We start from the raw sequence: 24,366 nt of genomic DNA on the forward strand, positions 1-24,366 counted from the left end.
AGCAACCCGATTGTGGACGCGGCGACCAGCGATAACGATTTCGACCTGAGCAAGTTGCGCAAGACCGTCCAGTCCATCTACGTCGGCGTCAGTCCGGCCAAACTGATCGAAGCCAAAGGGGTGTTGAATCTGTTCTTCGAGCAGGCGATCAAACTCAATGGCCGCGAGTTGCCAGAGCACAACCCAGAACTGAAATACCAGTGCATGTTCATGCTCGATGAGTTCACCGCGTTGGGCCGGGTGGAGATCGTGCCGGTGGCCGTCGGCTGGGTGGCCGGCTATGGCATCCGCATCGTGATCGTGATCCAGTCGATTGCGCAGTTGGAGTCGGTCTATGGCGCCGACACAGCGCGCGGCTTGATCACCAATCTCGGCGTGCGGATCGTGTTCACTCCGCGAGAGCAACGGGATGCCGAGGAATATTCGAAGATGCTGGGCGAGACCACCGTGCGCCGTCGGCAGCGCACGCAGTCTTACGGCCCAGGCAGCAGCCACAGCTATACCGAGGTGCTGGATCGGCGTCCGCTGATGAATCCGGATGAGGTCAAGGGACTGGCGCCGGACAAAGCCATCGTGTTCATTGAGGGAATTGGCTATCCGATCCTGGCCAACAAGATTTTTTATTACAAGGACAGCTACTTCAAGAAGCTGTTGCTGAAGGCGCCGCAGGTGCCTCGGCTCGCGCTGGGCGGAGCGTAATCGCATGAGATTTTTCGGTAGAGGGCGTGCTGACCTCAAACAGCGGCTGGATGTACTGGAAAATGCGCTGCTCGATCAAAAGAAGAGCATCCACTTCCTGGAAGGCCAGCGCATCCGCACGGTGCGGCAGTTCACGGCGATGCAGTCGCTGGTGGAGTCGCTGATTCGCACGCATCAGCGGCCAGACCTGATGCTGCGTTGGTGGAATCATGAAGTCCCGAAGCTGATCGATGAGGTTAGCGAGGTGCCGGAGGATATCCACGTCGAACACCAATTGGAGGCGCTGGCCTGGCAGGGGATGGTGAAGCGCTACACCTACCTGATCGAGGCGGCGGCAGACTTCTATGCGCAATGTCATGAAGATGACGACTGAAACGGCGGCGCCGCATCGCTTGATGACGTGCGGCACCGTATAAGAAAGCCGGCCGACCAGCGCACGGAGTCAACTATTGGTTTGCCTTGTGAGCATAAACGCATTGGCGCGCTTGTTCGTAAGCTTTGGTAGGGATGACTACATCGAATTGCTTGGTGGTCGGGATAAGCGTAGAGGGCTCCGAAGAATGCAGCAGGAAGGCATCACCGCCGCCCTCTCGGCGGAACCAGCCGGTGTGCATCCCTGGGAGGCTAGTCCCCGACTTACGGAAGGGAAAGCTAATCGCACTCGCGTCCACGGCTTCGTCCCAACGCAAGGCGCTCAATGGCACGGCGACACTGTCCGTTCCGGCCCGCAGCATCAGGGTATCTCCACCGACGCTCACGCGTGCGCTCCGGGCTTGCCAAACCAAAAAACCGGCCATCACTACATTGGCCAAGACTACCACCACAAGCGCCGCCTTCTTCAACGGTGTTGGAGCCTTCCCAGCGAAGTACAGAAACGCTACGAAGGCGAGAGCCAGCACAAACGGACCGAAGATGGTCAGGTACGTCTTGCTGTTGGCCAAGTGTAGTGGAATGTCACAGTTCATGGCTGACCTCTTGTTTAGGCTGTAATGGTACGCATGCCGTATTGATACACAGCATCCACGATGGTGTCGAATGCCGACTCCTCGAAGCCGATCAATCCAACCTGCTGCATGGCGCGCAGAAAAGACGCCACCTCGTTGTGGATAACCAGCTTGGCATGCTCCGAGTACAACTCCGGCGCACCGAGCATCGCGGCGGCACGCTGCGCCACGGTGCAACTGTCGCAGATATCCGGGTCGAGCCGACTCATCTGCCCCGTGAAAATTCCCGCTGACATCGACTGCGATGGTCCCGATCCCTTTCCCGGCGATGGTCCCGCCACAGAGGTGTGAGTAACAAACGTGACGTAATTGAACAGCACCAGCGCCACTTGCACGCCTACCGCCGCCTCCACAGCAGCCACAATGGCAGCGATTGAGCCCGCGACGGCCTGTCCGGGTGCCACGCGGACCAACTGGGCGATGTTGCCAATGGCAGCGAGGTCTGCTGTGGTTGGCACCGAGGCTGACGAACTCACGAAACGCTTCACGGTTTCGGCGTCAAGTGGCGCGTCCGGCGCTAAACCCAAAGCCTCTTTGATCATGGCAAGGTTGCTCGACAACACCTTCGACATTTGTTGTGTCAAGGTGTCCGGCTTGGGCTTTTCGAGCGCGCCTGCCACATGCAGGTAATTGAGCAGCGACACGTAATCCTTGTTGAGCGCTGCGCTCTGCACCAGTGGATCGGACAGCGCAACAAGCAATGCGAGGGTTGGTGCGTCCATCGCGCTGCTGTCGTAGCCCACGCTGGCTAGGAATTTCTGCGGGTTGGTGTTGAAGGCTTTTCGCTGCGAAGGATGGGAGAACATTTCGACTACTGCAGCGGTCAACTTCGACCACCGGTCCCAACCTTCGGTCGGCATACCGCCACGGGAGAGCGGCAGCAACATCTTCGTGTCTGTACTGTTAGCCGTGCCGCCGGTTAGGCTAGTGGGCTGACCAAACACACGCGTGGCTTGGTCAGCAGCCACGACGCCTGCAGGTGTGGCTGCTGCTGCACCTGCGACCAAACTTGATTGAATGAACTTCCGTCGCTTCATCGTTAGGCTCCTTGCTGTTCTACGATTTGATCGACTGCCGACGCCAAAGCATATCGACTCATCACTTCCGGCACGAATTGCTCGTAGGTGGCGGTAATCCTTTTGCGAACCTCCGGGTTCTTATGTAATACGGCACAGTCGTGGCATATGTGTACCGACCCGGAAAGCAGTTCATCGGCGCGCTCTTGTCCCATGACCTTGCGTACGATTTCCGCAGGTCCATCCATGCGCAGCCAGTATTTTAGGAAGTCATCGCGTTGACGGAGGTAGGTGTCGGAGACGCCTTCGGCAATCGTTCCCAACTTCATTTCCGGGATGTGCTCTAAGGTCAGGCCGCAGCAGGCCGATACCTCTCCGTAGGGCGTGATGGCGATGTTGTTGTGGATTTGCTCGCACGGCGTTGCGCGGCGATCCGTGTGCAGAACGTGCTCGCGCTCCTCCCCTGTGTCCTTGAATGACATCCAACTGTTCGACTGCAACAGTAGGCCCCGATCACGGAGGCTCTTTATCGTCGGATCGCGCGTGAGAGCTGACAATTTCTCACTTTCTGCAGTGTCGGCCTCAACCGTCAGTAATGTCAGCACGCCCGCGTTGAAAGCTGCTTCCGCTGCGTTGACCACCGATTCGTGCGGCACCCAATCCTGGTGGTCCTTGCCTGTACTGATGTTCAGTTCGCATAGACCGGCACCGGCCAGTTTTCCAGCCATCCGCGCGGCAGTGGCCTTCGTCTTGCCCCAAGAACCATTGGAAACAATGCGTGTGACCAGGCCGAGCGACGTGGCTTCGGCAATCATGGCGACCAAGTCGTCTTTCAGTAGCGTGGTCTCGCCTCCGGTGAACACCACCACGCGCAGCGATGGAAAGCGTTCCTTCACGTCGTGAAGGGCTCGCATCATTTCATCGCGACTGAGCCGCCCCTTGACCTTGGGGCTAGATTCGAAGCAGCACTGTGTGCAGGCTGCGGTACAACGGTACGTTGTGATGAACGTAAGAGTCTTGGGTAGCAGCGTTGAGCACAGATCCATATGGCCTCTTCCAATGGCTTTTTTAGCCGGGCAGTTCAACTGTTGCCCGTCGAACCTATCATGCCAAATCCAAGTCGTCAATATGTTGGGCGGCCTTTCCACACCAACTTTACACTCTCGTCTCTCTAGACGGGAAGGGAACAGATCTTTCGGGTGGTCGATCTTCTACGGCTTGACGTCGATTGCGCATGCCCGCAAGATGCAAACTGATGCGGCCCGCACTTCAGCTTGCCAACGCGCACAGCTCACAATCTGAGTTCCCCTGCTCATGTGTCCATGATGAAGAGGTGTCAATGAGCTACATTCTACTGAGAATCGTTGAGGGTGCTAGCGTGGCGCTATATCGCCACGCAACCACTGGGCCGGCAGAGCTTGTGCCCACACGCCGCGACTTATTCAATTATGTTGGTGGCTATGGATGGGGTTATGGCGGCAGCGGAGCCAACAACCTAAGCCACGCAATCGCGGGTAAGATCTTCGAGATGGACGATCTAGATCGTGCCGAATTGTGTGCGCGCGCTCGGGTCATCTTGGACCATGTGATCGGAAAATCATCCTTGGACAGAGAAACTGAACACGATATTTCTGTGGCATCGCTAAAGCAGTTTTTCCCTGACTGAGGGTTGGCAACTTCCCGCCGGTTTCCCCCCGCGTTTGCCTTTTGCCGCGCACCTGGGGCTGTAATAGCAGTCACGTACACGCGCACCGTCCCCCGTGCCTAGGAAACCCCTCCACAGCCACGAAGAGCCCGTGGATCACGCGTGTAAGGACAGGCGAGCCTTGTGTGGGTGCCGCCGGCAGGCACCCACCCGCCGGTCATCTAGTTGTTATCGGAAGTGGGTGGCCTCGGCTTCTGCTGCCTTTACCACGGTCCGATACCCCCCCTCAGCATTGCTCATGAGTTCGAATCCATGCCAATGTTTTTGGAGAACAGGTTGAAGCTGAGGGGGCGACTGCAGCACCAGTTCGCGTCCCAGGCGTGGTCGGGGATGTGCAAAACCCTTCAGGAATCGGGTTTTCTGTTTTTTGGCCTCTTTGCTGAAAAATGATTCGGCAGCTTTATGTCTCCGGTCTTGGCCGCGCTGGCGGCTACTCAGCGCTACGCCGTGCTCGCGACAGATGTGCATGCCATGATCTTGTGCATGCTGTCGATCGCGTCGTCGCACTCGGCCACAACGGTTGACTATCGCGCGTTCTCGTGCGGTAGGCGGCGCTGTTGCTGTGTCTGCTTGGCGTCCAGACGGTCGTGTTGCGTCTGTCAGCTAGGCAGTGGCCACGCGTTGCCATGCGTGCAGTGCGGTGGTCGGTGACACGTCTGCGCAGCCCGCTAAGCAAACCCGCAGTGCGCCTTCTGGGTGCCGATGATGCGCTGGCTTACCTGCGGGTGGGCGACGGTGCGCCGGTCGTGCTGGTGCATGGGGCGTTGTGCGACTACCGCTACTGGATGCCCCAACTGCGCGGGTTGGCCGATCGTTTTCAGCTCAGCGCAGTGAGTCTGGGTCAATACTATCCGCGGTTGCGCTCGGCATCGCGGCATGTCTTCGGTTGGCGTTGGCACGCGCAGCAAGTGGCGGCTTTCATCGCCAGCGAAGCACGGTCTGTCCATCTGGTGGGGCACTCCCGTGGCGCCGCGGTGGCCTGGCAGGTGGCGTTGCAGCAGCCTGCGGCGGTCGCCAGCCTGAGTTTGTTCGATCCCGGCGGGCCTCAGTCGCATGGCTTGTCGGCCGAGGTGCTGGCGGTCCGCGCGCGTGCGGTGGCGCTGTTGCAGGACGGACAGCTCGAGGCCGGCCTGGAATGCTTCGTCGATTCGGTCAGCCAGCCCGGCGCTTGGGCGCGTAGCAGTACGACATTCCGGCAGATGGTGCGCGATAACGCGCAGACGCTGCTGCCGCAGATCGATGACGCGCTGCCGGCGTATCGGCCGGAGCAGGCCGCCAGCCTGGCGTTGCCGGTGTTGTTGGTCACCGGCGAACACAGTCCGGCGCAATATCGCGACAACGCCGCTGCGCTCGCGCAATGGTTGCCGGACCCGCGCTTGCACCTGCTTGTCGGTGCTTCGCATGGCATGACTTTCACGCATGCGCGCCGCTGCAATGCGTTGTTGGCCGAGATGGTGCGCGCAATCTCCGGCTGATGCATGCGCTAGTGCTTTTTGCCTGGCGTCGTTTTCGCATTGTGCGCCGTGCGGATGTGACACGGTGGCGTGGCTACTCGGGGTTACGCCGCAGGGCGCCGCGCGGCGTGGATTCCGCACCCGGCGCGATTGCCTCGCCACGATCCAGTTGCCGGTAGGCGATGGCCTCGGTGAGATGTGGGGTGGCGATGGCATCGCTGCCATCCAGGTCGGCGATGGTGCGGGCCACGCGCAGGATGCGGTGCAGCGAGCGCGCCGACAGTCGCAAGCGATCGATCGCGTGTTCCAGGAGTGCTTCGTCGTGCGGTTGCAGGCGGCAGTCGCGCATGGTCTGGTGATGGTCGAGTTGGCCGTTGGGCCGCGCGGCACGCATCAGTTGTCGTTGCCGCGCCTGCTCCACACGGGCGCGCACGGCGGCGCTGGGTTCGCTCGTCGTGGCATCGGCGCGCAGCGCCTGCGGTGGCAAGCGAGGCACTTCCACGTGCAGATCGATGCGATCTAGCAAGGGCCCGGAGATGCGTGCGCGATAGCGGCGTATGCTGTCCTCGTTGCAGCGGCAGCGGCCGCTGGGGTCACCGGCCCAGCCGCAAGGGCAGGGATTCATTGCCGCCACCAGTTGGAAGCGCGCGGGGAATTCGGCACTGCGCGCTGCGCGTGATACGGTGACCTGGCCCGATTCGAGAGGCTCGCGCAGCACTTCCAGTGCATGCCGGTTCCACTCGGGCAATTCGTCCAAGAACAGCACGCCGTTGTGCGCCAGCGAGATTTCGCCCGGGCGCGGATGCGTGCCGCCACCGACCAGCGATACCGCGCTGGCAGTATGGTGCGGCGACCGATACGGGCGCTGCCGCCAGCGGGCCGGGTCCAGGCCGCGGCCACTGACCGATGCGATGGCCGCGCTTTCCAGCGCTTCGGCCTCGCTGGCCTCGGGGAGGATCCCGGGCAGGCGCGAGGCCAACAGGGTTTTACCGCAACCAGGGCTGCCGATCAGCAGCAGATGGTGATGGCCTGCTGCGGCGATCTCCAGTGCGCGCCGCGCTTGCGCCTGACCGCGCACATCGCTCAGGTCGGGGAAGGGCAGGGCGGCGGCGGGTAGTGCTTCGGCTACGGGCAGGGTCTTGCTGCCGTTCAACAGTCCGCAGACCTCGAGTAGGGTGCGTGCGGTGAATGCACGCACGTGTTGCGCAAGTGCCGCTTCAGCGCCGTTGTCCGCGGGCACGATCAACGTGCGTCCAGCATGCGCAGCGGCCAGCGCGGCCGCCAATACGCCATCGACCGGACGCAGTTCGCCGGTGAGTGCCAGTTCGCCGAGGAATTCGTACTGTTCCAGTGCCTGTGGATCGAGTTGGCCGGCGGCGGCAAGGATGCCCAGTGCGATCGGGAGGTCGAAGCGGCCGCCCTCTTTGGGTAGGTCGGCCGGTGCCAGGTTGACGGTGATCCGCCGCGCCGGGAACGCGTACTGCGCGCACAGAATGGCGGCGCGCACGCGGTCGCGCGATTCGCGCACTGCGGCTTCGGGCAGGCCGACGATCTGCGTCGCCGGCAGGCCGCCGGATAGATGGACTTCGACCCGAACCGGAGGCGCAAGCACCCCCGCGCGGGCACGGCTGTGCACCAGCGCCAGGCTCATGGCAGGGGTTGGTCAGGTGTTGGAGGGGGGTGTCTGCGCGCTGTGCGCGGCTTCCAGCGCGGCGACTGTGCGTTCCAGCGCTTCGAGCTTCTCCCGCGTGCGCAGCAGCACCGCACGCTGCACTTCGAACTCCTCGCGGGTGACCAAGTCGAGTTTGCTCAGCCCAGCTTGCAGCGCGCTCTTGAAGGTGTTTTGCAGTTCGTCGCGGGATTGGCGCAGGCCTGGTGGCACTAGGTCGCTGAGGCGGCGGGCGAGGTCGTCGAGATGGTTGAGATCGATCATGGTTGTCTCCGGCAGGTGACGCTAGATTGCATTACCCGACGGTTCGGGACCATCGGCAACGGGCGCGGCGCGCTGTCGGAAAATTCCGGCGATGGAGGCGTCCCACCATTGAACCCGACGGCCGGGCATCGCGCAACCGGGTTATCCTGAGCCGATTGCAATTGGAGAAGGCCATATGAAGATGGTCATGGCCGTTATCAAGCCGTTCAAGCTCGACGATGTGCGCGAGGCGCTTGGCGCACAAGGTGTCTCTGGTATCACCGTCACCGAGGTCAAGGGGTTCGGCCGGCAGAAGGGTCACGCCGAGTTGTACCGTGGCGCCGAGTATGTGGTCGATTTCCTGCCCAAGGTGAAGTTGGAAGTGGCAGTCACCGATGATCGGGTCGAGCCGGTGGTCGAGGCTATCGTCAAGGCTGCTTGCACCGGGAAGATCGGCGACGGCAAGGTATTCGTCTACGACATGGGCGCTGTGGTGCGAATCCGCACCGGTGAGCTGGATGCGGATGCGCTGTAGCGGCGTGATGTGCTTGTCGTGGTGTCGTGGTGTCGTGGTGTCGTGGTGTCGGCGCGTGGCGCTCAGACGCTCAGCGCCTCGGCCACGAACGGTGGTAGAACCTGGGTGCCGGTGTGCAGGTGCGCGCTGTAGTAACGGGTGGCGAACGGTTTGGTCGCGGCGTCGTGTTGACGGAAGTCGAAGCCGCCTTGCTTGCGCGCCATGGTCACGCTCCACCAGCCGGTTGGGTAGCATGGTTGCGGGAATGGCACGGTGTGGAAGCTGGTGAAGCCAGCCTTGCCCATCTCCGCACGCATTTCCTTGATGAGGTCCAGCAGCGCCAGTGGCGATTCGGACTGCTGCACCAGAATGCCGTCGTCTTTCAGCGCTTTGAAACAGCTCGCGTAGAAGGCCTTGTTGAACAGGCCCTCGGCCGGGCCGACCGGGTCGGTGGAATCGACGATGACGATGTCCACGCTGCCGGTCGGGCAGTTGGCCATGTAGGCGATGCCGTCATCGAACAGCAATTCGGCGCGAGGGTCGCTGTTGGATTCGCACAGTTCCGGGAAATATTTCTCGGCCATGCGCGTGACGTGTTCGTCGATGTCGCACTGGGTGGCGCGCTCCACCCCCGGGTGTTTGAGTACCTCGCGCAGTGTGCCGCAGTCGCCGCCGCCGATGATGACCACCCGCTTGGGCGCGGGATGGGTGAACAGCGCCGGGTGGCTGATCATTTCGTGATAGAAGAAATTGTCGCGGGTGGTCAGCATCACCGCGCCGTCGATCACCATCAGCTTGCCCCAGTCGGTGGTGTCGTAGATTTCGATCTTCTGGAACGGCGACTGCACTTCGTCCAGTTTGCCGGTGATGCGGTAGCCGATGGCCGAGCCGGTGGGCTGGAAGTGTTCGATGTACCAGGTGTCGTTGGCGCTCATACGGTGTCCTCGAAAAATGCAGGCGGTCCTCTCCCTTCGGGAGGGAGAAAACGGTGGCGCGAAGCGCTGGAGATGGAAAAGCAAGCCCCACCGCGTGCATGCACAACGCCTGGTGCTTATCTTCCCATTCCCGCGTACGCGCCGAGACAGGGGTGTCGGATCGGCGCGGATTGTAACGGACCCAACGCGTAGCAGGGGTTACAATTCACGCCCTTTTTCCGTCAGCCGAGCCGCCACGATGAGCGATTGGTCCCTCGACCAGGCCCGCAAAACCTATTCGATCCCGCACTGGGCCGATGGGTATTTCGATGTGGATACGGCTGGTCGGGTCGTGGTGCGGCCGCAGGGCGCCGACGGGGTGACGATCGCGCTGCCGGACGTGGTGGACGCCGCGCGCGCGGCGGGGGCCAAGCTGCCGATGCTGGTGCGTTTCCCCGATATTCTCGGCGAACGCCTGGGTAAGCTGCAGGCCGCTTTCGCCCAGGCTCAGGCCGATTGGGATTATGTCGGCGGCTACACCGCAGTGTATCCGATCAAGGTCAACCAGCATCGCGGAGTGGCTGGTACGTTGGCCAGCCACCAGGGCGAGGGTTTCGGCCTGGAAGCGGGCAGCAAGCCGGAGCTGATGGCAGTGCTGGCGCTGTCGCGTCCTGGCGGTTTGATCGTATGCAACGGCTACAAAGACCGTGAGTACATCCGTCTGGCGCTGATCGGTCGCAAGCTGGGGTTGCAGACCTTCATCGTCATCGAGAAGCCGTCTGAATTGAAATTGGTGTTGGACGAAGCACGCGTGCTGGACGTGCGGCCTGGCCTGGGCGTGCGCATGCGTCTTGCCTCGCTGGGGGCGGGCAAGTGGCAGAACAGCGGTGGCGACAAGGCCAAATTCGGGCTGGCGCCACGGCAGTTGTTGGATCTGTGGAAGACGCTGCGCGATACCGAGTATGCCGATGCGCTGAACCTGCTGCACTTCCACATGGGCTCGCAGATCTCCAACGTGCGCGACATCGCCAACGGCATGCGCGAGGCGACCCGTTACTTCGTCGAACTGTCCAAGTTGGGAGCGAAGATCAGCCACGTCGATGTCGGCGGTGGCTTGGGCATCGATTACGAGGGCACTCGCTCGCGCAGCGAGTGCTCGATCAACTACGGCTTGCACGCCTATGCCAGCAACATTGTGCAGCCGCTGGCCAGCGCGTGCGAAGAGCATGGGTTGGCGCCGCCGCGCATCGTCACCGAATGCGGTCGTGCAATGACCGCTCACCACGCGGTGTTGGTCGCCAACGTCTCGGAAGTTGAGCAGGCGCCGGAAGGCCGTGTGCCGGACGTGCATGACGACGAACCGGCGGCGATCCGCCATATGCGCGAGATTCATGCCGAGCTGGACCAGCGTCCGGCGGTGGAGCTGTTCCAGGAGGCGCAGCATTTCCATGCCGAAGGGTTGAGCGCCTATGCGTTGGGCCAGATCGACCTGGCCCAGCGCGCACGCATCGACGATCTGTTCTACGCCATCGCGCATGGTGTGCGTGCACGGTTGAGTTCGCAGGAGAAGAGTCACCGCCCGATTCTGGACGAGCTCAACGAGCGCCTGGTCGATAAGTATTTCGTCAATTTCAGTGTGTTCGAATCGATCCCAGATGTATGGGCGATCGATCAGGTGTTCCCGATCGTGCCGATCGAGCGGCTCGACGAGGCGCCGCAGCGTCGCGGCATCATCGCCGACATGACCTGCGATTCCGATGGGATGGTCAAGACCTATGTCGAGAACGAGAGCCTGGACAGCTCGTTGCCTTTGCACGCCTTGAAACAAGGCGAGAGCTACCGACTCGGCTTCTTTCTGGTCGGTGCTTATCAGGAGATCCTCGGCGACATCCACAATTTGTTCGGCGACACCGATGCGGTGGAAGTGGCGGTGGAAGGAACCGGCTACCGCATCGTCCAGCAGCGTCGTGGCGACACGACCGACGTGATGCTCGATTATGTCGGTTATCGCTTGGATACGTTGCGTGCGGCCTACGCCGAGCGCATTGAGGCGGCGCAATTACCGGATGCCTGTGCGCAGGAATTGCGCGATGCGCTTGAAGCCGGCCTCACCGGTTACACTTATCTCTCCGACGCACCATTGGTCTGATCGCAGCGGATACTGGCGGCGTGCGCGTATCCCGCGGCGGGTCGCACAAAATCAGGCGAGAGAGTTTCTCGTCCGCAGATGGGCGTCCGATGTCGCCATCGACACGCACGATTGGCATGTCGAAAGCCGCTCGCGAAATTAATGCGCATGGCGGACAAGCAAAGCTTTACCTGAACCAGCGGACACGACGCCGTGGTGGACACGTATGGCGCGGTGTGGCGGCGTAGTGGTTCGCCAGGGGCGGGCGTTGATGCTACCGCTAAAGTCAATTTTTCGATTTGTGTCGCAGAATTGCAGCCTAGGTTCGCATCAAACAACGAAGCGTGATTCTTGCACTTTTTTTTAAGGCGCGCGTTGGATTATAAAAATTCCCCACTGCTTGATCGATAGTGTTCATGATTTATTTTCTCTTTAATTGCTTCAAAACCCTGTATTTCTGGGTTCTTGACGTTATGCGAAGGTGTCATGCTCGTGTTTCAGTCAATCGTTCGTCGCATCTGCGCATGTTCCGTTCCTGGTGGCGCAGGGATTTGTTAATGCACGTTTCGATCAACCCGAGAGGCACGTTATGCATGCGGACACTCCATCATCGTTTCCCTTGACCCGTGCGCAACGAGGGCTGTGGGTCGGCAGCAAGTTGCAGGTCGACAAGATGTTGATGCTGTCAGAGGCATTGGAATTATTCGGGCCCTTGGATCCGACCCTGCTACTGCAAGCAAACCGGCAGATCACGCGGGAGTTCGATGTGCTGCGGTTATGCATTCATGAGCAAAATGGTTTGCCTGAGCAAATCGTGCTGCCGGAATATCCGGGAGAATTGCAGTACCTCGATTTCAGCGACGAGCCCGCGCCGCGCGCCGCAGCCGAGCGCTGGGTGGGCGATCAACTCGGCAAGCGGGAGAATTTGCGCGACGGCCCGCTCTGGTTCTGTGTCGTGTTTCGACTGGGCCAGGATCATCATCTATGGGTGCAGTACACGAGCCATCTGGTGATGGATGGTTTCACTGGGACGATGCTGGCCCAGCGTCTGGCCAGTCTGTACAACGCCTATGCGTTTGGGCAAGAGCCGGAGCCGGCCGCCTACGGCAGTGTGCTGGAGCTGGTGACGCTGGAGCAGGAATATCGCGCATCCGATCGCTATCGACGCGATCGCGAGTACTGGATGCAGCAACTGTCCAACTTGCCGCCAGCGGTGACGTTGGCCAAGCCAGGCGAGCAAAATAGTGCTGGTTTGTTACGTGCCACTGGCGAGTTTTCCCCTGAGACGGTGCTGCGTTTGCGAGCGTTGGGAGCCGCGCATGGCGCCAGTCTGCCGCAGACGCTGATCGCTCTGGTCGCGGCGTATTACCACCGTTACACTGGCGCGGAAGATTTGGTGATGGCCATGCCGGTAACCGGACGCGTCGGCGCGCGCTATCGGCAGGTGCCTGGCTTGGCCGCCAATGCGATCTATCTGCGGCTGACGATGCGGCCCAACCAGCCGTTCCATGCGCTGTTCCCGCATGTGTCCTCGGTGGTGCGGCATGGCCTGCGTCACCAGCAATACCGTGTCGAGGATGTCCGCCGTGACCTGGGCATGTTCGCCAACATGCAGCGTATCGCGCGGCTGGCGGTCAACATCGAGGCCTTCGATTATGGATTGCGCTTCGGCGAAGCCCAAGCCGTGCCGCATAATCTGTGCAACGGTCTGGCCGACGACCTGACCATTTTCTGTTACGAACGCGGCAACGGCATGGCGCTGCGCTTCGATCTGGATGCCAATCCCGCGCTGTACGACCGCGAGGAGTTGGCCGAACATTGTCGCCGCTTGAGTTTGCTGGCCGATGCCATCCTGGACGCCCCGGAGCGGCCGCTGGCCCTGCTCGATATTCTGGGGACGCAGGAGCGTTGCCGTTTGCTGTGGGAATGCAATGCCACCGCCATGCCGTTGCCCATCATGGCCACACTGCCGCACCAACTGCTGGAGCGTTATGCGTCGATGCCGGCGGGTATCGTTGTCCAGTGCGATGAGCGCACGCTCGACGATGCGCAAGTCTGCGAACTCGCCGCGCGCATCGCCGCTCGGTGGATCGCCGATGGGATCAAGCCGGGCGATGTGATCGCGGTGGCCTTGCCCAGGAGTGAACAGTTGTTGCTGGTGCTGTTGGCGGTGATGTGGAGCGGTGCCGCCTATCTGCCGCTCGATCCGGATGGCCCGCTGGTACGCAATCGGCACATGCTCGACGATGCCGCTGCGATCGGATTGGTCTGCGAACCGGTTCTGCGCGATACGCTGCTGCTGGACGGGATGGTCTGGCTCGATCCGTGTCCGGCCGACTTGCCGGCGCCGATTGCGCCGTTGGCCACCCCGGAGGGCACGGCCTATGTGCTGTACACCTCCGGTTCCACGGGAATACCCAAGGGCGTGGAGATCAGCCATCGCAGCCTGCTCAATTTCCTGTTCGCGATGCGTCACGACCTCGGCCTACGCCCGCGCGACCGCATGTTGGCGGTGACCACTGTGACTTTCGACATCGCCGGGCTGGAGTTGTACTTGCCGCTGCTGGTCGGTGCGCGGGTGGTGATCGCACAAGGCGCAATCACGCACGATCCACGTGGATTGGCGCGATTGATCGCCCAGGCGCAGGTCAGTGTGATTCAGGCCACACCGTCGTTGTGGCGGATCCTGCTCGCCAACGACGATCTGCCACTGGACAAGGTGCATGCGTTGGTCGGCGGCGAAGCCTTGGGGGCGGAGCTGGCCACGCGCCTGCTTGCGCGCGTTGGCCGCTTGACTCAGTTGTACGGGCCGACCGAGAGCACGATCTGGTCGACGATCATGCCGTTGCAGCTGACCGACGCCCCCCATCCACCGATCGGACGCCCGATTGCCAACACGCGGGTGTATGTGCTCGATCCCCAGCAGCAATTGTTGCCGACCGGTGCGGTTGGCGAGCTCTACATCGGCGGTGCTGGCGTCGCCAAGGGTTATCGCGGCAAACCGCAACTGACCAGCGAGCGTTTTGTGTGCGATCCGTTCGTCGGGGATGGCAGCAGGATGTACCGCACCGGCGATCAGGTGCGCCTGCGTCCGGATGGTGTGTTGGAGTTCATCGGTCGCATCGACGATCAGTTGAAGATTCGTGGCCATCGCATCGAGCCGCGCGAGATCGAAAATGCCTTGCAACAGCATCCGCAGGTGGCACAGGCGGTGGTGGTCGGGCATCGCGATCACGACGGAACGATGCAGTTGCTGGCGTATGTCGTCGCCTTGCCAGAGCAGAGTGTGGAGGTGGATGCACTGCGTCAATATCTGCAAGCCTGCCTGCCATCGGCGATGTTGCCTTCGCGCTGGATGTCGCTACCGGCCTTGCCGCTGACCGCGACCGGCAAGTTGGATCGCAAGGCGTTGCCTGTACCCGATGCGCCGCCGCCGCGGGAGCATGTGCCGCCACGCGATCCGATCGAGCAGCAATTGGCCGCGATGGTGGAGGATATCCTGGGCATCAATGGCATCGGCGTGCACGATAGCTTTTTCGAACTCGGTGTCGATTCGCTAGGCGCGGCACAAATGGCGGCGCGGTTTCCGCAGATGTTCGGTATCGAGCTGCCATTGGTGACGCTGTTGAATGAGCCAACCATCGCGGGTGTGGCCGAGGTGATCCGGCGCAATGCGCAACTGCACAGCGACCCGCTGGCGTCTGCGCTGACGCTGCGCGAGGGCGAGGTCGGCACGCCCGCGCTGTTCTGCATCCATCCGGTGATGGGTATGAGTTGGTCGTATGCGACCTTGCTTAGTCAACTGGATCCACGCTGGCCAGTGGTGCTCTTGCAGTCGCCTGGCTTGGCCGACAGCAGCTACCGTCCCGACAGCATTGAGGCGATCGCCCATGATTATCTGGCGCGCATGCGCAGCGTGCAGCCGCACGGCCCGTATCGTCTGGTGGGGTGGTCGCTGGGGGGCCTGATCGCCCATGCCATCGCCGCCGAGCTGCGCGCGGCCGGCGAGTTGGTGGAACTGCTGGCCTTGCTCGACAGCTATCCGCTTCCGCCGCAGGACGCACAGGCCGATGACATGATCAGCATCCCCGCCGCGTTACGTGTGCTCGATGTGGAATTGGCGCCAGGAACGCCGCTGCCGACGACCATGGCGGAACTGGCCAAAGTGCTGTGCGATCACTACGGCCTGTTGTCGTTCCCGTTGGCACGTCAACTGCTCGAGCAGCAGCACGATCTCGTGCTCAACATTGGCGAACTGATCCAGCACCACCTGCATCTGGCCTGCCACCACCGCCCCAGCGCGATCGATGTGGATGTGCTGTTCGTCGAGGCCACCCGGCGCCCGGACATCGGTATGGACGCCACCGATCTGATCGATCACCGCCCACAGGTGTGGCAGGAACTGGTGCGCAGCCTGCGCGTGGAGGCGTTCGACACCGACCACTACGGGATCCTTTCCCTGGCCCATGTGGGGAGGCTTGCCAAACTGTTGCAAGCGTCTGTGGCGCTGCCGACACGGGGTTCGGTGCTCGACTCTGGTTCAACACCGACACCGACACCGACACCGACACCGACACCGACACCGACGAGTGACGGGGTAGCCGAATATGCTTGAACACCGTCTCTCAGGCGAGCAGAACGCTGGAAGCGAAGACCGACCGATCGTGATCGCCACCCTCGGCACCCATGGCGATGTGCGACCGGTCATCGCACTGGGACGTGGCTTGCAGCAGCGCGGCCATCCGGTGCGTGTGCTGACCAGTGAGAATTTCGCTCCGTTGGTTAAAGCGAACGGTTTGGCGTTCTTTCCGCTGACGGGTGACCACCAGCGCATGCTGCAAGTCAATCCGATTCGTGCCGGTCAGTCCATGTGGGCGAACTGCCGTATGTTCCGCCATCACATCGCCTCCTGGGCGCGCGATTGGCCGTCGCAGGGGCGGGCGGCGTGTGCGGATGCGCGGTTGCTGATTGGCGTGGGGAGCGCCAGCATTCTGGTCGATTCACTGAGCCAGGCGTTGCAGATTCCGCTGGTGTATGCCCAGTTGCAACCGTTGACTGTCTCCCGTCATTTGCCATTGGTAGCGCGGCCGCAATTGCGTCTCCCCGGCCCACTTCATGTTGGTCTGCAACATGCCATGCGCTTTGGTGGTTGGCAATTGCTGCGCGAGGTGATCGATGGCAGCGTGCGTGCGCCGCTAGGTCTGCCGCCCTACGGATGGCGCGGCCCGGATACCAGCACGATCCGCGTGCTGTATGGATACAGCGAACACCTGTGTCCGCGTCCGAGCGATTGGCCGGCGCGCATCCAGGTCTGCGGCTTCTGGTCGTTACCGCAGTTGCAGTGGCAACCGCCGGCCGCATTGCTGGATTTTCTGGATGCCGGTCCGCCGCCGTTGTACGTCGGGTTCGGCAGTATGATCGATGCAGACGCGGCGCGACTGACCACCACGGTGAAGGCGGCATTGCGCCTGACCGGCCAGCGTGCGTTGCTGGCCACGGGCTGGGGTGGCTTGATCGCAGACCAGGACGTGGACTCGGATCAGTGCTTCGCGCTTGAACATGCCCCGCACGACTGGCTGTTTCCGCGCGTGATCGCGGCGGTCCACCATGGTGGCGCGGGAACCTGTGCCGCTGCGCTGACCGCTGGCATTCCCTCGGTCGTGGTGCCGTTCGGTTATGACCAGCCGTTCTGGGCGCATTGTTTGGCGCAGCGTGGCGTGGCGCCGCCCGCGTTGAAGCGCGACGGGCTGCAGCCGGAGGTGCTGGCGCACGCGTTGCGGCAGGCGACGTCACCGACGATGTGTGCGGCGGCGCAGGCGCTGGGGCAGCGACTGCGCGAGGAGGACGGTGTGGCTAAAGCGGTGGCGCAGCTCGAACAGTGGGGTCTGTTGCGCGATGCGGGCATCGTTCGGCAACACGCGGACGTTGTTTGCTGAGTTGCGTTGTAGCGACCCGTAGTTGGGGATGGGTCGGGGGCACAGCAGGCCGCACGTGTATGGCGCTGTTCCAGCGCACGCAGATTCGGTCAATGCGTGTTCGTAATATCAAGGATTGGATGAGAAAAATCGCGAAATAAACTACTGTGGCGCTCAGTACCATCAAAAGCCGTGCGAGCCGAACCCGTTTTTGATCTTGTTCTGGCACTCATGCCAGCCTGCATCGATTTGTAGATAATGGCTTTGTTGATTCGAGCTTTAGTGCTGCTGTGGGGAACAAAAATTTAATTGCCATGGGAGTCTGTAAATCATGGACTCTTGCTTAGGGAAAGTCTGAATAAGTCCATCTCCCAGTCTTTCGCGCGACAACTCATTGAGTTTTAGAGTCGCTGATCTCGATGGCTTGGCTTTTTTAGATCTTCCCTAATACAGTACAACAACATTTCGAGAATGTAATGAAAAAATTTGTAGTGATTTCAGCCATAATTCTGCTCGCAATTGGTGCTTCCATTTTTCTTTTCATAGGGGAGCATAAAGAAAAAATTGATAGTAAAGATAACGGCGATGGCTATATAAGTAAAGTTCGAGCGATGGATCACTCAAAAATAAATTCTTCTACGAATGTAGATGATATGAGAAGCTCCAGCGAAGTTAAATCAAGCAAATATTATTATTTGAATTTTGCAAAGATTAAAAGTGAAGCGGAGAATGGATCTTCCACGGCACAGAAAGAATTGGCTCATATTTACAGTTTCTGCATGTTCTATAGCATACGTCCTGAAGTGCAATTGGCCACGATAGATGATTTGGCTAAATATGCAAAAGGTTCTACTGTCGGATTGCGCAATGTAAAAGAGCGCCTAAAGAGGCGTTGCGATAATGTTGATGGAGGACAGCCGATTCCTTATGTTGCCTATTCTCTTTGGCTTAAGGAGGCGGCCAGGCGCGGAAATGTTGCAGCCAAAATAGAATTAAGAGTTCAATCGGCTGCGCCATTGTCGGTTAACGAAGCAAGTGATCTGGCAGATATTGTGCGGAAATCTCACGATCCAGAAGCAATGTATCAGCTGTCAAATCTAATGGCAGTACCGATGTCGGAGGATATTCCTGAGAAATATTCAGGCCTAATGGGGAGCGCTTTGGCTGGACATGCGTGGGCTGTCGCCGCATGTCAGTCGGGGCTTGATTGTGAGAGCGGGTCTATGATAATGGATTCAGTCTGTATAACGACAGGACTTTGCGATTACGAGAACTACGAGCAATTTATAAGGGCGCAGGCGATAGTTCCAGCAGATCAAGCCAAGTTGGATGAGGATATACGCAAGATAAAAACACTTCGATAGGAAAATGGAGGCGTCATGAAAGGTTTTAAGAAATTATTTTGTTTAATCCTGGCTTGGTCTTCATCGGCTTTTGCGGTGACCATCAATGCCAACGCTGCGCTATATCTCAGTGGGGGCAGGTCACGCGCGCGAAAAGCCGTTGTGACAGAATGCGGCTCCTGTACCCAAGGATGGTCATGAAGAGATGCGTTATCCCGCACTCGATCTGCTACGCGGCATCGCCATCGTCTGGGTGATGCTGTTTCATTCGTTCGTGGTCGGTGGGTTGGGGCCCGATTGGAGTTGGCTCTCGCGCGATGGTTGGATGGGCGTGGATCTGTTCTTCGTGCTCAGCGGCTTTTTGATCGGCTGCCAAGTGCTGGCGCCGTTGGCGCGTGGCGAGCCGTTGCGCTATGGCGATTTCTACCGACGCCGCGCCTACCGCGTGTTGCCGGCGTATGCGTTGGTGCTGGCGCTGTATCTGGCTTGGCCTGGCTTCCGCGAAGCTCCTGGTATCGCGCCGTGGTGGATGTTCGCCACTTTCACCTTGAACCTGGGCATCGATTACGCCAACCAACTGGCGTTCTCGCATGCATGGTCGCTGTGCGTGGAAGAGCATTTCTATCTGCTGTTCCCGCTGCTGGCAGCGTGGATGCTGCGGCGACCCTCGGTGTCGCGTTTCGTGGCGCTGTGCGGGAGCTTGGTACTGGCGGGTATCGCGCTGCGCACCACCATCTGGTTGCATGACCATGCGCTGGAGCGTGTCGGTGTCGGTTTGCAGCGCAACTGGTTCATCGAAGATCTCTACTACCCGACCTGGAACCGGCTCGATGCGCTGCTGGCCGGCGTGATCCTTGCCGTTCTCAAGACGTTCCGGCCGCAGTATTGGCAGCGGTTGCAGCGCCATGCGACGGCCGCGACCTTGGCAGGCGTCGCTCTCTGTGGGTTGGCCATCTGGTTGTTTCGCGACCGCACGGGTCTGCTCGGCAATGCGATCGGTTGGCCGGTGTTGTCGTTGGGGCTGGCGCTGCTGGTGAGCGCTGGAGCCTGCTTGGACGGCCCGCTGGGGCGTTGTCGTGTGCCAGGTGCGGCCTGGTTGGCAGCGGTGTCCTACAGCCTGTATCTGAGCCACAAGGCGGTGTTCCATCTGACCCATGCCTGGATCGGCCCGGTGCTGGAGGGACGCGGCTTGCTTGCGTTCGCGGTGTACGCCGGAATGGCGTTGCTGGCGGGCGCGGCCTTGCATTATGCGGTGGAGCGGCCGTTCCTGCGTTTGCGCGATCGCCGCTGTGTGCGGTCCCATGCGCTGGCCGGCAGCTGAGCGTCCTCGCGCAGCTGCGGCTGTTCCGCTGTTATAAACGCAGCTCGAAACCGAGGTAGGCCGAGCGGCCGGGCGCGGGCGAGAACATCGGTTGGTCGTTGCCGCCCCAGAAGAAGTTGTCGTACCACACGTAGGCGTAGCGGTCATCGGTCAGGTTCTTGATCTGTAGATCGATGCTGCTGCGCGCAGAGAGTTGATAGCGGACGCTGGCATCGACGACAGTGAAGCCGCCGTACTTGCCATGGGCGTTGAGTGCGTCGATGTAGTAATTGCCTTGCGCGTGCGCCTGCAGGCCGAATTTCCAGCGTGCATCGGGCCGGTAGTCGAGGCCGGCAGTGCTGATGTAGCGCGGTGTGGAAAATACTTCGCGTCCGTGCAGCGAAACGCCAGTGGCCGTGTATGCGGTGACGACCTTGGCTTCCTGCACTGCGTGCGATAGCCACGCCGTCCAGTGTTCGCCCAATTGCGTGCTCAGTTGCAGGTCCACACCTTGGCGACGGGTATGGCCCAGGCCCACGGTGGTGCCGCTGCTGACATTGTTGGCCACTTCATTGGTGGCATCCTGTCGCCACAGTGCCAAGCGCGCTTCGGTGCCGGCGATCGGTTGCAGTTTCAGGCCAAGTTCCTTGCCGGTGTTGATTGAGGGTTCGAGCGCCTGTTGACCTGGCGTCAGATAGGCCGGGGCAGTGGAACCGGTCAGAACCTGGAAGGTCTGGCCCCAGTTGGCGTACACGCTCAGGCGTGGAGTGAGCGCGTAGATCACGCTGAGTTTGGGCTGGTCGATCCACCCGTAGGGTTGCAACGGCGCATGCACGCCGCCGGGCAACGCGGTGTCGCCGGAGAAACGGTCGGCGCGGAAGGCGGGCACGATTTTCAGCGCGTCTGTCGGTTGGATCACCGCTTGCAGATACAGTCCCAGGTTGTCCAGGGTGTAGCGGTCGTCGTTCTGCACGCGTGCCGGGGTGCTCCAGAAATTGGTCGGAACGGCATAGACGTAGCGGTAGCGCTGGTAGCGGTTGTCCTGGTGTTCGGCATTGAAGCCGCCCTCCACGCTCAGTGCATCGCTGGCCTGCCAGGTCACGGTACTGAGCAAGCCAATCTGGCTTTCGTTCCATTGCCGGCGCTGTCGCGGCGCGTTGCCCAGCGGATAGTTGGTGAAAGTGACCCGGCGCTCGTCTTCGTAGCGGTTGAAGTACAGCGTGTTGCGCAGATGCAGTCCTTCGTCGAGCCGGAAGTCGACATGGATGCTGGCCTGGCGCATGTCGCGGTTATCGCCGTCGTTGGCATTCTTCGGTGGCGACTGCGTACGGTCCTCGGCCATTTGTGTGGCGGTGAGAAAGCCTGGCTCGTCGGCTTCGTGGTGGTAGATGCGGGCGATCAAGCCGATGCGTGCGCTGTCGTCGTCCTCGCCGTAGAACCATTTGCCGCCGAGGGTGTATTTGCGCGAGGTGTCGTGCTCGCGGTTGCCATGCGCGGCCTGCGCGCCGATGAAGTAGTTTTGCGCCAGGCCGTCGGATTCGTGGCCCAGGGCGAACTGCAGTTCGCGGGTGGCGAAGCTGCCGACACTCAGGCGCAGGTCGCGATAATCGCCACCTTGGCGTGTGGCGATGTTGACGTTGCCGCCGATGTTGTGCAGTCCGTAACGTGGGTCGTTGGTGCCGCGGACCGCTTCGATGTAGGCGATTTCCATAGGGAAAATCATATCGAGGAAGCGTTGGGTGCCGCTATTGACGTTGCTCGGCACACCGTCGATCAGGAGTTTGATCGCGTTGATGTAGCCCTCGCCGTTGAATGCGCGGAACGTGGCTCTGCCGGATTCGGCACCTTGGCCGGTTTCGGTGAGTTGTACGCCAGGCATCTGCCCGAGCAACTCCCAGCTGTTCATGACGTTCTTGTCGCCGATTTGCTCGCTGCCTAGCACGTCGACCGAACTGAGGATGTTGCGGATGGACGGGCTGGTGCCGATCTGCTGTTGTGCCTCCACGGTACCGAGGGTCGTGGTGCGATCGGAGGTTAGGTTTTGTGCGGCGCCGTCGCCGGCTGCGAATGCGGTCAAAACGGCAAGCACCATCCGACTGGGGGCCAGCCTGCGTAGCGTGTGCGCATTCGGCTGGTCGATCCGTCTTACGTTGCGTGGGGCGAGCAAGCGGCCAGGGCCGTTGTGCAGGCGCGCGTGGTCGGTGATGAAATCAGTCATCGCCACACCTCGCAGCAGCGGGGCGCGATACCGTGGACGGGAGAGTGGGTAGCCATCGCAGCGATCTCTTTCGAACGAAAAGGGAGGCTGGCACAAGCGGCTGGCTAGCCTGTAACTTTAGCACAGTTGGCCGCAGCGGCGCAGATGCGCGGCCACATGGTCGAACCGGGCAAGCGACCGCGCCGTGTGCCTGGCGGCGACGTAGTCGTTTTGTTACCTCATCTTAGGCTGGCCGGCTGTGGGCAAGAATCTTGGTTGGTCGTTGCGACCCCCAAAGAAGTTGTCCCACCACACGGAGGCATCGTGCGCGTCGGCCAGGTTCTTGATCGGCAGATCGAGGCGATTGCGCGCGCGGAGCGGATCGTTCACGCAGGGGGCTGCCACGCGGCAGCGGCCATATTTGCCGGGCGTCAACCGCGCTGCAATGGCACAGCGGTAAACATGACGCCGCGCCCGACGTGAGGGCATCACCGCGGCTAGCGCGGTTGCCGGGCGACCTGGAATCCAGCGAAGGACTGCGTCACCGGCATGATCTCCAACCGGTTAATGTTCAGATGTGGCGGTAGCGTCGCCACCCAGAAGATTTGCTCGGCGATGTCTTCGGCGGTCATTGGCTGTGCGCCCTGATAGAGCGTGTCCGAGGCGTTCTGGTCGCCGTGGGTGCGGACCAGGGTGAATTCGGTCTCGGCCATTCCCGGTTCGATCGCGGTCACGCGCACGCCGCTGCCGTGCAGGTCAGAGCGCAAACCCAGCGAAAACTGGCTGACGAAGGCCTTGGTGCCGCCGTAGGCGTTACCACCCGGATATGGATACAGCGCAGCCACCGAACTGATGTTGATGATCGCGCCACGGCGCTTGATCAATGTCGGCAGCATGCGGTGGGTCAATGTCACCAGCGCGGTGATGTTGGTGTCGATCATCGTGCGCCAGTCGTCCAGATCTGCCGCTTGTGCCGGCGCTGTGCCCTGCGCGAGCCCGGCGTTGTTCACCAGCAAGTCGATGTTGCGGAATGCGTCCGGCAGTGCCGCCAGCATCGCGTCCAATGCGCCGGTATCGCGGATGTCGAACGCGGCGATGTGCACGCGTTCTGGGCCGAATGCTTCCAGCAACGATTGCAAGCGTTCGGCGCGGCGGCCAGTGGCGATCACGCGCCAGCCGGCGGCGGCGAAGCGTTGCACGGCAGCGGCACCAAAGCCGGACGTGGCACCAGTGATCAGAGCAGTCTGGGTCATGGGCACGTTGCGGTGAGTGAGTTGGAAACGATAGTAATAGAAAAGGCGAATGCCGATGTTGGCAGTCATCTCCCGCGATGGGGAGTGTGGTGCTGAGCATCGCTAGCGCGGCAAACGTAACGCTGCGCCTGATGGTGATGCGATAGACAGCCCACAGCTACGCGCGGGCTTGCCGTTACTGCGCCTTGATCGCGATTGCCGACAGACCGCTACCGTTCAATTTTTGTTTGGCTTCGGCCAGTTCGCTGGCGGTGCCGTAAGGCCCCATGCGCACGCGGTAGACGGTCTTGCCGCTGATCTGCGCTGATTCCACTCGCGCCGACAGGCCGAGCATCGCCAGCTTGGCCTTGGTCGACTCTGCGTCGCCGGAGGCACCGAACGAGCCGGCCTGCAGGATGTAGTGCGCCGTATCCGGTCGTGGGGCAGCGGCCGAAGAAGCGGCAGAGGCGGGCGTGGTGGCGATCGGTTTGGGCGATGCCGCTGGTGGCGCGGCGGTGCCGGCCGTTGTACTGGGCGTCTCAGGCAGTGGAGTTGGCGAGGTTATTGCCGGAGTTGTGGTTGTCGCCGTGGCGCCCGGCGCAGTCGCGGTCGTCGTTGTCGGTGGCACCAGCTTTGCTTGACGTGCGGCCTCGGCACGTGCGCTGGCGGCTAGTTCGGCGTCGGACATCTGCACTTCCTTGCCAGGCAGCAGTGTGTAGAAGTCGTACTGGGTCTGCGCGTTCTTCTTCGCGTCGGTCTTGGCGTTACCGGCCGTGGTTGTCGCCGGCTTGGATAATTCCGGTGCCGCATCGATGTCGGCATCGGCCACTTGGGCCGGCTGCGCATCGGGATTGGCATGTGGGCCGCCGATGCGCAGGAAACTGTCGCCGCCTTTCTTGAACAGGCCCGGCGCGCCGAGGAACACCACCGCCGCGATCGCCGCGCCGGCGATCAGCCATACCCACCCGGGTGTGCCGTTGTTGCTGTTGCGCCGGGCTTGCGTCTTACCGCGTCGTGCTGCCATTTACCGCTT

General features: G+C 61.2%; 19 protein-coding genes. 10 read left to right on the plus strand and 9 right to left on the minus strand.

All coding sequences use genetic code 11. The features are described 5' to 3' along the window. Nucleotides 1–699: type IV secretory system conjugative DNA transfer family protein (locus XalbCFBP2523_RS14380; protein ID WP_146084095.1), on the plus strand; the 699-nt coding region annotated here is incomplete at its 5' end. Nucleotides 700–703: 4 nt separating this feature from the next. After that, nucleotides 704–1,072 (plus strand): hypothetical protein, encoded by a 369-nt coding sequence (locus tag XalbCFBP2523_RS14385; protein ID WP_045761446.1) that lies wholly within the window; start codon nt 704–706, stop codon nt 1,070–1,072. A gap of 73 nt (nt 1,073–1,145) precedes the next feature. Here the strand turns inward: XalbCFBP2523_RS14385 and XalbCFBP2523_RS14390 are convergent, their stop codons facing one another. Genes XalbCFBP2523_RS14390 through XalbCFBP2523_RS14400 form a run of 3 tightly spaced genes read right to left on the minus strand, consistent with a single transcriptional unit; the run spans nt 1,146 to nt 3,765 of the window. Beyond that, on the minus strand, nt 1,146–1,664 hold the full coding sequence (locus XalbCFBP2523_RS14390) for a hypothetical protein (protein ID WP_045758150.1): 519 nt from the start codon (nt 1,662–1,664) through the stop codon (nt 1,146–1,148). A gap of 14 nt (nt 1,665–1,678) precedes the next feature. Beyond that, nucleotides 1,679–2,740 carry a hypothetical protein gene (locus XalbCFBP2523_RS14395; RefSeq protein ID WP_146084096.1) on the minus strand — a complete coding sequence of 354 codons (1,062 nt, stop codon included), beginning with the start codon at nt 2,738–2,740 and terminating at the stop codon, nt 1,679–1,681. 2 nt (nt 2,741–2,742) lie between these two features. Then, on the minus strand, nt 2,743–3,765 hold the full coding sequence (locus tag XalbCFBP2523_RS14400) for a radical SAM/SPASM domain-containing protein (protein WP_045758148.1): 1,023 nt from the start codon (nt 3,763–3,765) through the stop codon (nt 2,743–2,745). Between the two features lie 293 nt (nt 3,766–4,058). Between XalbCFBP2523_RS14400 and XalbCFBP2523_RS14405 the strand changes: the two genes are divergently transcribed. After that, on the plus strand, nt 4,059–4,385 hold the full coding sequence (locus tag XalbCFBP2523_RS14405) for a hypothetical protein (RefSeq protein WP_045761573.1): 327 nt from the start codon (nt 4,059–4,061) through the stop codon (nt 4,383–4,385). 665 nt (nt 4,386–5,050) lie between these two features. Next, nucleotides 5,051–5,899 (plus strand): alpha/beta fold hydrolase, encoded by an 849-nt coding sequence (locus XalbCFBP2523_RS14410; protein ID WP_045765185.1) that lies wholly within the window; start codon nt 5,051–5,053, stop codon nt 5,897–5,899. 73 nt (nt 5,900–5,972) lie between these two features. Here XalbCFBP2523_RS14410 and XalbCFBP2523_RS14415 read toward each other — a convergent pair whose 3' ends face one another. Both XalbCFBP2523_RS14415 and ubiK read right to left on the minus strand, forming a co-directional pair. Beyond that, entirely contained in the window at nt 5,973–7,529 is a 1,557-nt protein-coding gene (locus tag XalbCFBP2523_RS14415) for a YifB family Mg chelatase-like AAA ATPase (RefSeq protein ID WP_045765186.1), read from the minus strand. A 12-nt stretch (nt 7,530–7,541) separates the two neighbouring features. After that, nucleotides 7,542–7,811 (minus strand): ubiquinone biosynthesis accessory factor UbiK, encoded by a 270-nt coding sequence (ubiK, locus tag XalbCFBP2523_RS14420; RefSeq protein WP_012914918.1) that lies wholly within the window; start codon nt 7,809–7,811, stop codon nt 7,542–7,544. A gap of 175 nt (nt 7,812–7,986) precedes the next feature. Here ubiK and XalbCFBP2523_RS14425 point away from each other — a divergent pair, with 175 nt between their 5' ends. Then, nucleotides 7,987–8,325 (plus strand): P-II family nitrogen regulator, encoded by a 339-nt coding sequence (locus XalbCFBP2523_RS14425; RefSeq protein WP_045765187.1) that lies wholly within the window; start codon nt 7,987–7,989, stop codon nt 8,323–8,325. Nucleotides 8,326–8,387: 62 nt separating this feature from the next. Here the strand turns inward: XalbCFBP2523_RS14425 and speE are convergent, their stop codons facing one another. After that, a complete protein-coding gene (gene speE / locus XalbCFBP2523_RS14430; RefSeq protein WP_012914920.1) occupies nt 8,388–9,239 on the minus strand; it encodes a polyamine aminopropyltransferase in 852 nt (283 codons plus the stop codon). A gap of 238 nt (nt 9,240–9,477) precedes the next feature. Between speE and speA the strand changes: the two genes are divergently transcribed. The 5 genes from speA (at nt 9,478) to XalbCFBP2523_RS14450 (ending at nt 19,925) form a co-directional block, all read left to right on the plus strand. Further along, entirely contained in the window at nt 9,478–11,367 is a 1,890-nt protein-coding gene (gene speA / locus XalbCFBP2523_RS14435) for an arginine decarboxylase (RefSeq protein ID WP_012914921.1), read from the plus strand. 568 nt (nt 11,368–11,935) lie between these two features. Next, a complete protein-coding gene (locus XalbCFBP2523_RS14440) occupies nt 11,936–15,961 on the plus strand; it encodes a non-ribosomal peptide synthetase (protein WP_080928035.1) in 4,026 nt (1,341 codons plus the stop codon). Beyond that, nucleotides 15,954–17,282: a glycosyltransferase gene (locus XalbCFBP2523_RS14445; protein WP_012914923.1), complete on the plus strand. Its 1,329-nt coding sequence runs from the start codon at nt 15,954–15,956 to the stop codon at nt 17,280–17,282. The genes XalbCFBP2523_RS14440 and XalbCFBP2523_RS14445 overlap by 8 nt, the downstream gene beginning before the upstream one ends. A 455-nt stretch (nt 17,283–17,737) precedes the next feature. After that, nucleotides 17,738–18,625, plus strand: a complete 888-nt coding sequence (locus XalbCFBP2523_RS16435) for a hypothetical protein (protein ID WP_012914924.1) — start codon at nt 17,738–17,740, stop codon at nt 18,623–18,625. Between the two features lie 184 nt (nt 18,626–18,809). Beyond that, the gene (locus tag XalbCFBP2523_RS14450; protein ID WP_012914925.1) at nt 18,810–19,925 is read left to right on the plus strand and encodes an acyltransferase family protein; all 1,116 of its coding nucleotides are present in this window, start codon (nt 18,810–18,812) and stop codon (nt 19,923–19,925) included. A gap of 31 nt (nt 19,926–19,956) precedes the next feature. Here the strand turns inward: XalbCFBP2523_RS14450 and XalbCFBP2523_RS14455 are convergent, their stop codons facing one another. The 3 genes from XalbCFBP2523_RS14455 to XalbCFBP2523_RS14470 all read right to left on the minus strand — a co-directional run bounded on the left by XalbCFBP2523_RS14455 (nt 19,957) and on the right by XalbCFBP2523_RS14470 (nt 24,357). Further along, nucleotides 19,957–21,996: a TonB-dependent receptor gene (locus tag XalbCFBP2523_RS14455; protein ID WP_045766609.1), complete on the minus strand. Its 2,040-nt coding sequence runs from the start codon at nt 21,994–21,996 to the stop codon at nt 19,957–19,959. Between the two features lie 602 nt (nt 21,997–22,598). After that, a complete protein-coding gene (locus XalbCFBP2523_RS14465) occupies nt 22,599–23,354 on the minus strand; it encodes an SDR family NAD(P)-dependent oxidoreductase (RefSeq protein ID WP_045766610.1) in 756 nt (251 codons plus the stop codon). A gap of 175 nt (nt 23,355–23,529) precedes the next feature. Beyond that, nucleotides 23,530–24,357 carry an SPOR domain-containing protein gene (locus tag XalbCFBP2523_RS14470; RefSeq protein WP_045765189.1) on the minus strand — a complete coding sequence of 276 codons (828 nt, stop codon included), beginning with the start codon at nt 24,355–24,357 and terminating at the stop codon, nt 23,530–23,532. Between the last annotated feature and the right edge of the window lie 9 nt (nt 24,358–24,366).

Origin of the sequence: Xanthomonas albilineans, from assembly GCF_002939705.1 — a bacterium.
GTDB classification, from domain to species: domain Bacteria; phylum Pseudomonadota; class Gammaproteobacteria; order Xanthomonadales; family Xanthomonadaceae; genus Xanthomonas_A; species Xanthomonas_A albilineans.

Excerpts from the sequence above, each read along its gene's own strand:
- XalbCFBP2523_RS14400 (WP_045758148.1), bottom strand. The coding sequence starts at position 3,765 with ATGGATCTGTGCTCAACGCTGCTACCCAAGACTCTTACGTTCATCACA.
- XalbCFBP2523_RS14425 (WP_045765187.1), top strand. The coding sequence starts at position 7,987 with ATGAAGATGGTCATGGCCGTTATCAAGCCGTTCAAGCTCGACGATGTG.
- XalbCFBP2523_RS14470 (WP_045765189.1), bottom strand. The coding sequence starts at position 24,357 with ATGGCAGCACGACGCGGTAAGACGCAAGCCCGGCGCAACAGCAACAAC.
- XalbCFBP2523_RS16435 (WP_012914924.1), top strand. The coding sequence starts at position 17,738 with ATGAAAAAATTTGTAGTGATTTCAGCCATAATTCTGCTCGCAATTGGT.
- XalbCFBP2523_RS14415 (WP_045765186.1), bottom strand. The coding sequence starts at position 7,529 with ATGAGCCTGGCGCTGGTGCACAGCCGTGCCCGCGCGGGGGTGCTTGCG.
- XalbCFBP2523_RS14385 (WP_045761446.1), top strand. The coding sequence starts at position 704 with ATGAGATTTTTCGGTAGAGGGCGTGCTGACCTCAAACAGCGGCTGGAT.
- speE (WP_012914920.1), bottom strand. The coding sequence starts at position 9,239 with ATGAGCGCCAACGACACCTGGTACATCGAACACTTCCAGCCCACCGGC.
- XalbCFBP2523_RS14450 (WP_012914925.1), top strand. The coding sequence starts at position 18,810 with ATGCGTTATCCCGCACTCGATCTGCTACGCGGCATCGCCATCGTCTGG.
- XalbCFBP2523_RS14445 (WP_012914923.1), top strand. The coding sequence starts at position 15,954 with ATGCTTGAACACCGTCTCTCAGGCGAGCAGAACGCTGGAAGCGAAGAC.
- XalbCFBP2523_RS14410 (WP_045765185.1), top strand. The coding sequence starts at position 5,051 with ATGCGTGCAGTGCGGTGGTCGGTGACACGTCTGCGCAGCCCGCTAAGC.
- XalbCFBP2523_RS14390 (WP_045758150.1), bottom strand. The coding sequence starts at position 1,664 with ATGAACTGTGACATTCCACTACACTTGGCCAACAGCAAGACGTACCTG.
- XalbCFBP2523_RS14455 (WP_045766609.1), bottom strand. The coding sequence starts at position 21,996 with ATGGTGCTTGCCGTTTTGACCGCATTCGCAGCCGGCGACGGCGCCGCA.
- XalbCFBP2523_RS14465 (WP_045766610.1), bottom strand. The coding sequence starts at position 23,354 with ATGACCCAGACTGCTCTGATCACTGGTGCCACGTCCGGCTTTGGTGCC.
- speA (WP_012914921.1), top strand. The coding sequence starts at position 9,478 with ATGAGCGATTGGTCCCTCGACCAGGCCCGCAAAACCTATTCGATCCCG.
- XalbCFBP2523_RS14395 (WP_146084096.1), bottom strand. The coding sequence starts at position 2,740 with ATGAAGCGACGGAAGTTCATTCAATCAAGTTTGGTCGCAGGTGCAGCA.
- XalbCFBP2523_RS14440 (WP_080928035.1), top strand. The coding sequence starts at position 11,936 with ATGCATGCGGACACTCCATCATCGTTTCCCTTGACCCGTGCGCAACGA.
- XalbCFBP2523_RS14405 (WP_045761573.1), top strand. The coding sequence starts at position 4,059 with ATGAGCTACATTCTACTGAGAATCGTTGAGGGTGCTAGCGTGGCGCTA.
- ubiK (WP_012914918.1), bottom strand. The coding sequence starts at position 7,811 with ATGATCGATCTCAACCATCTCGACGACCTCGCCCGCCGCCTCAGCGAC.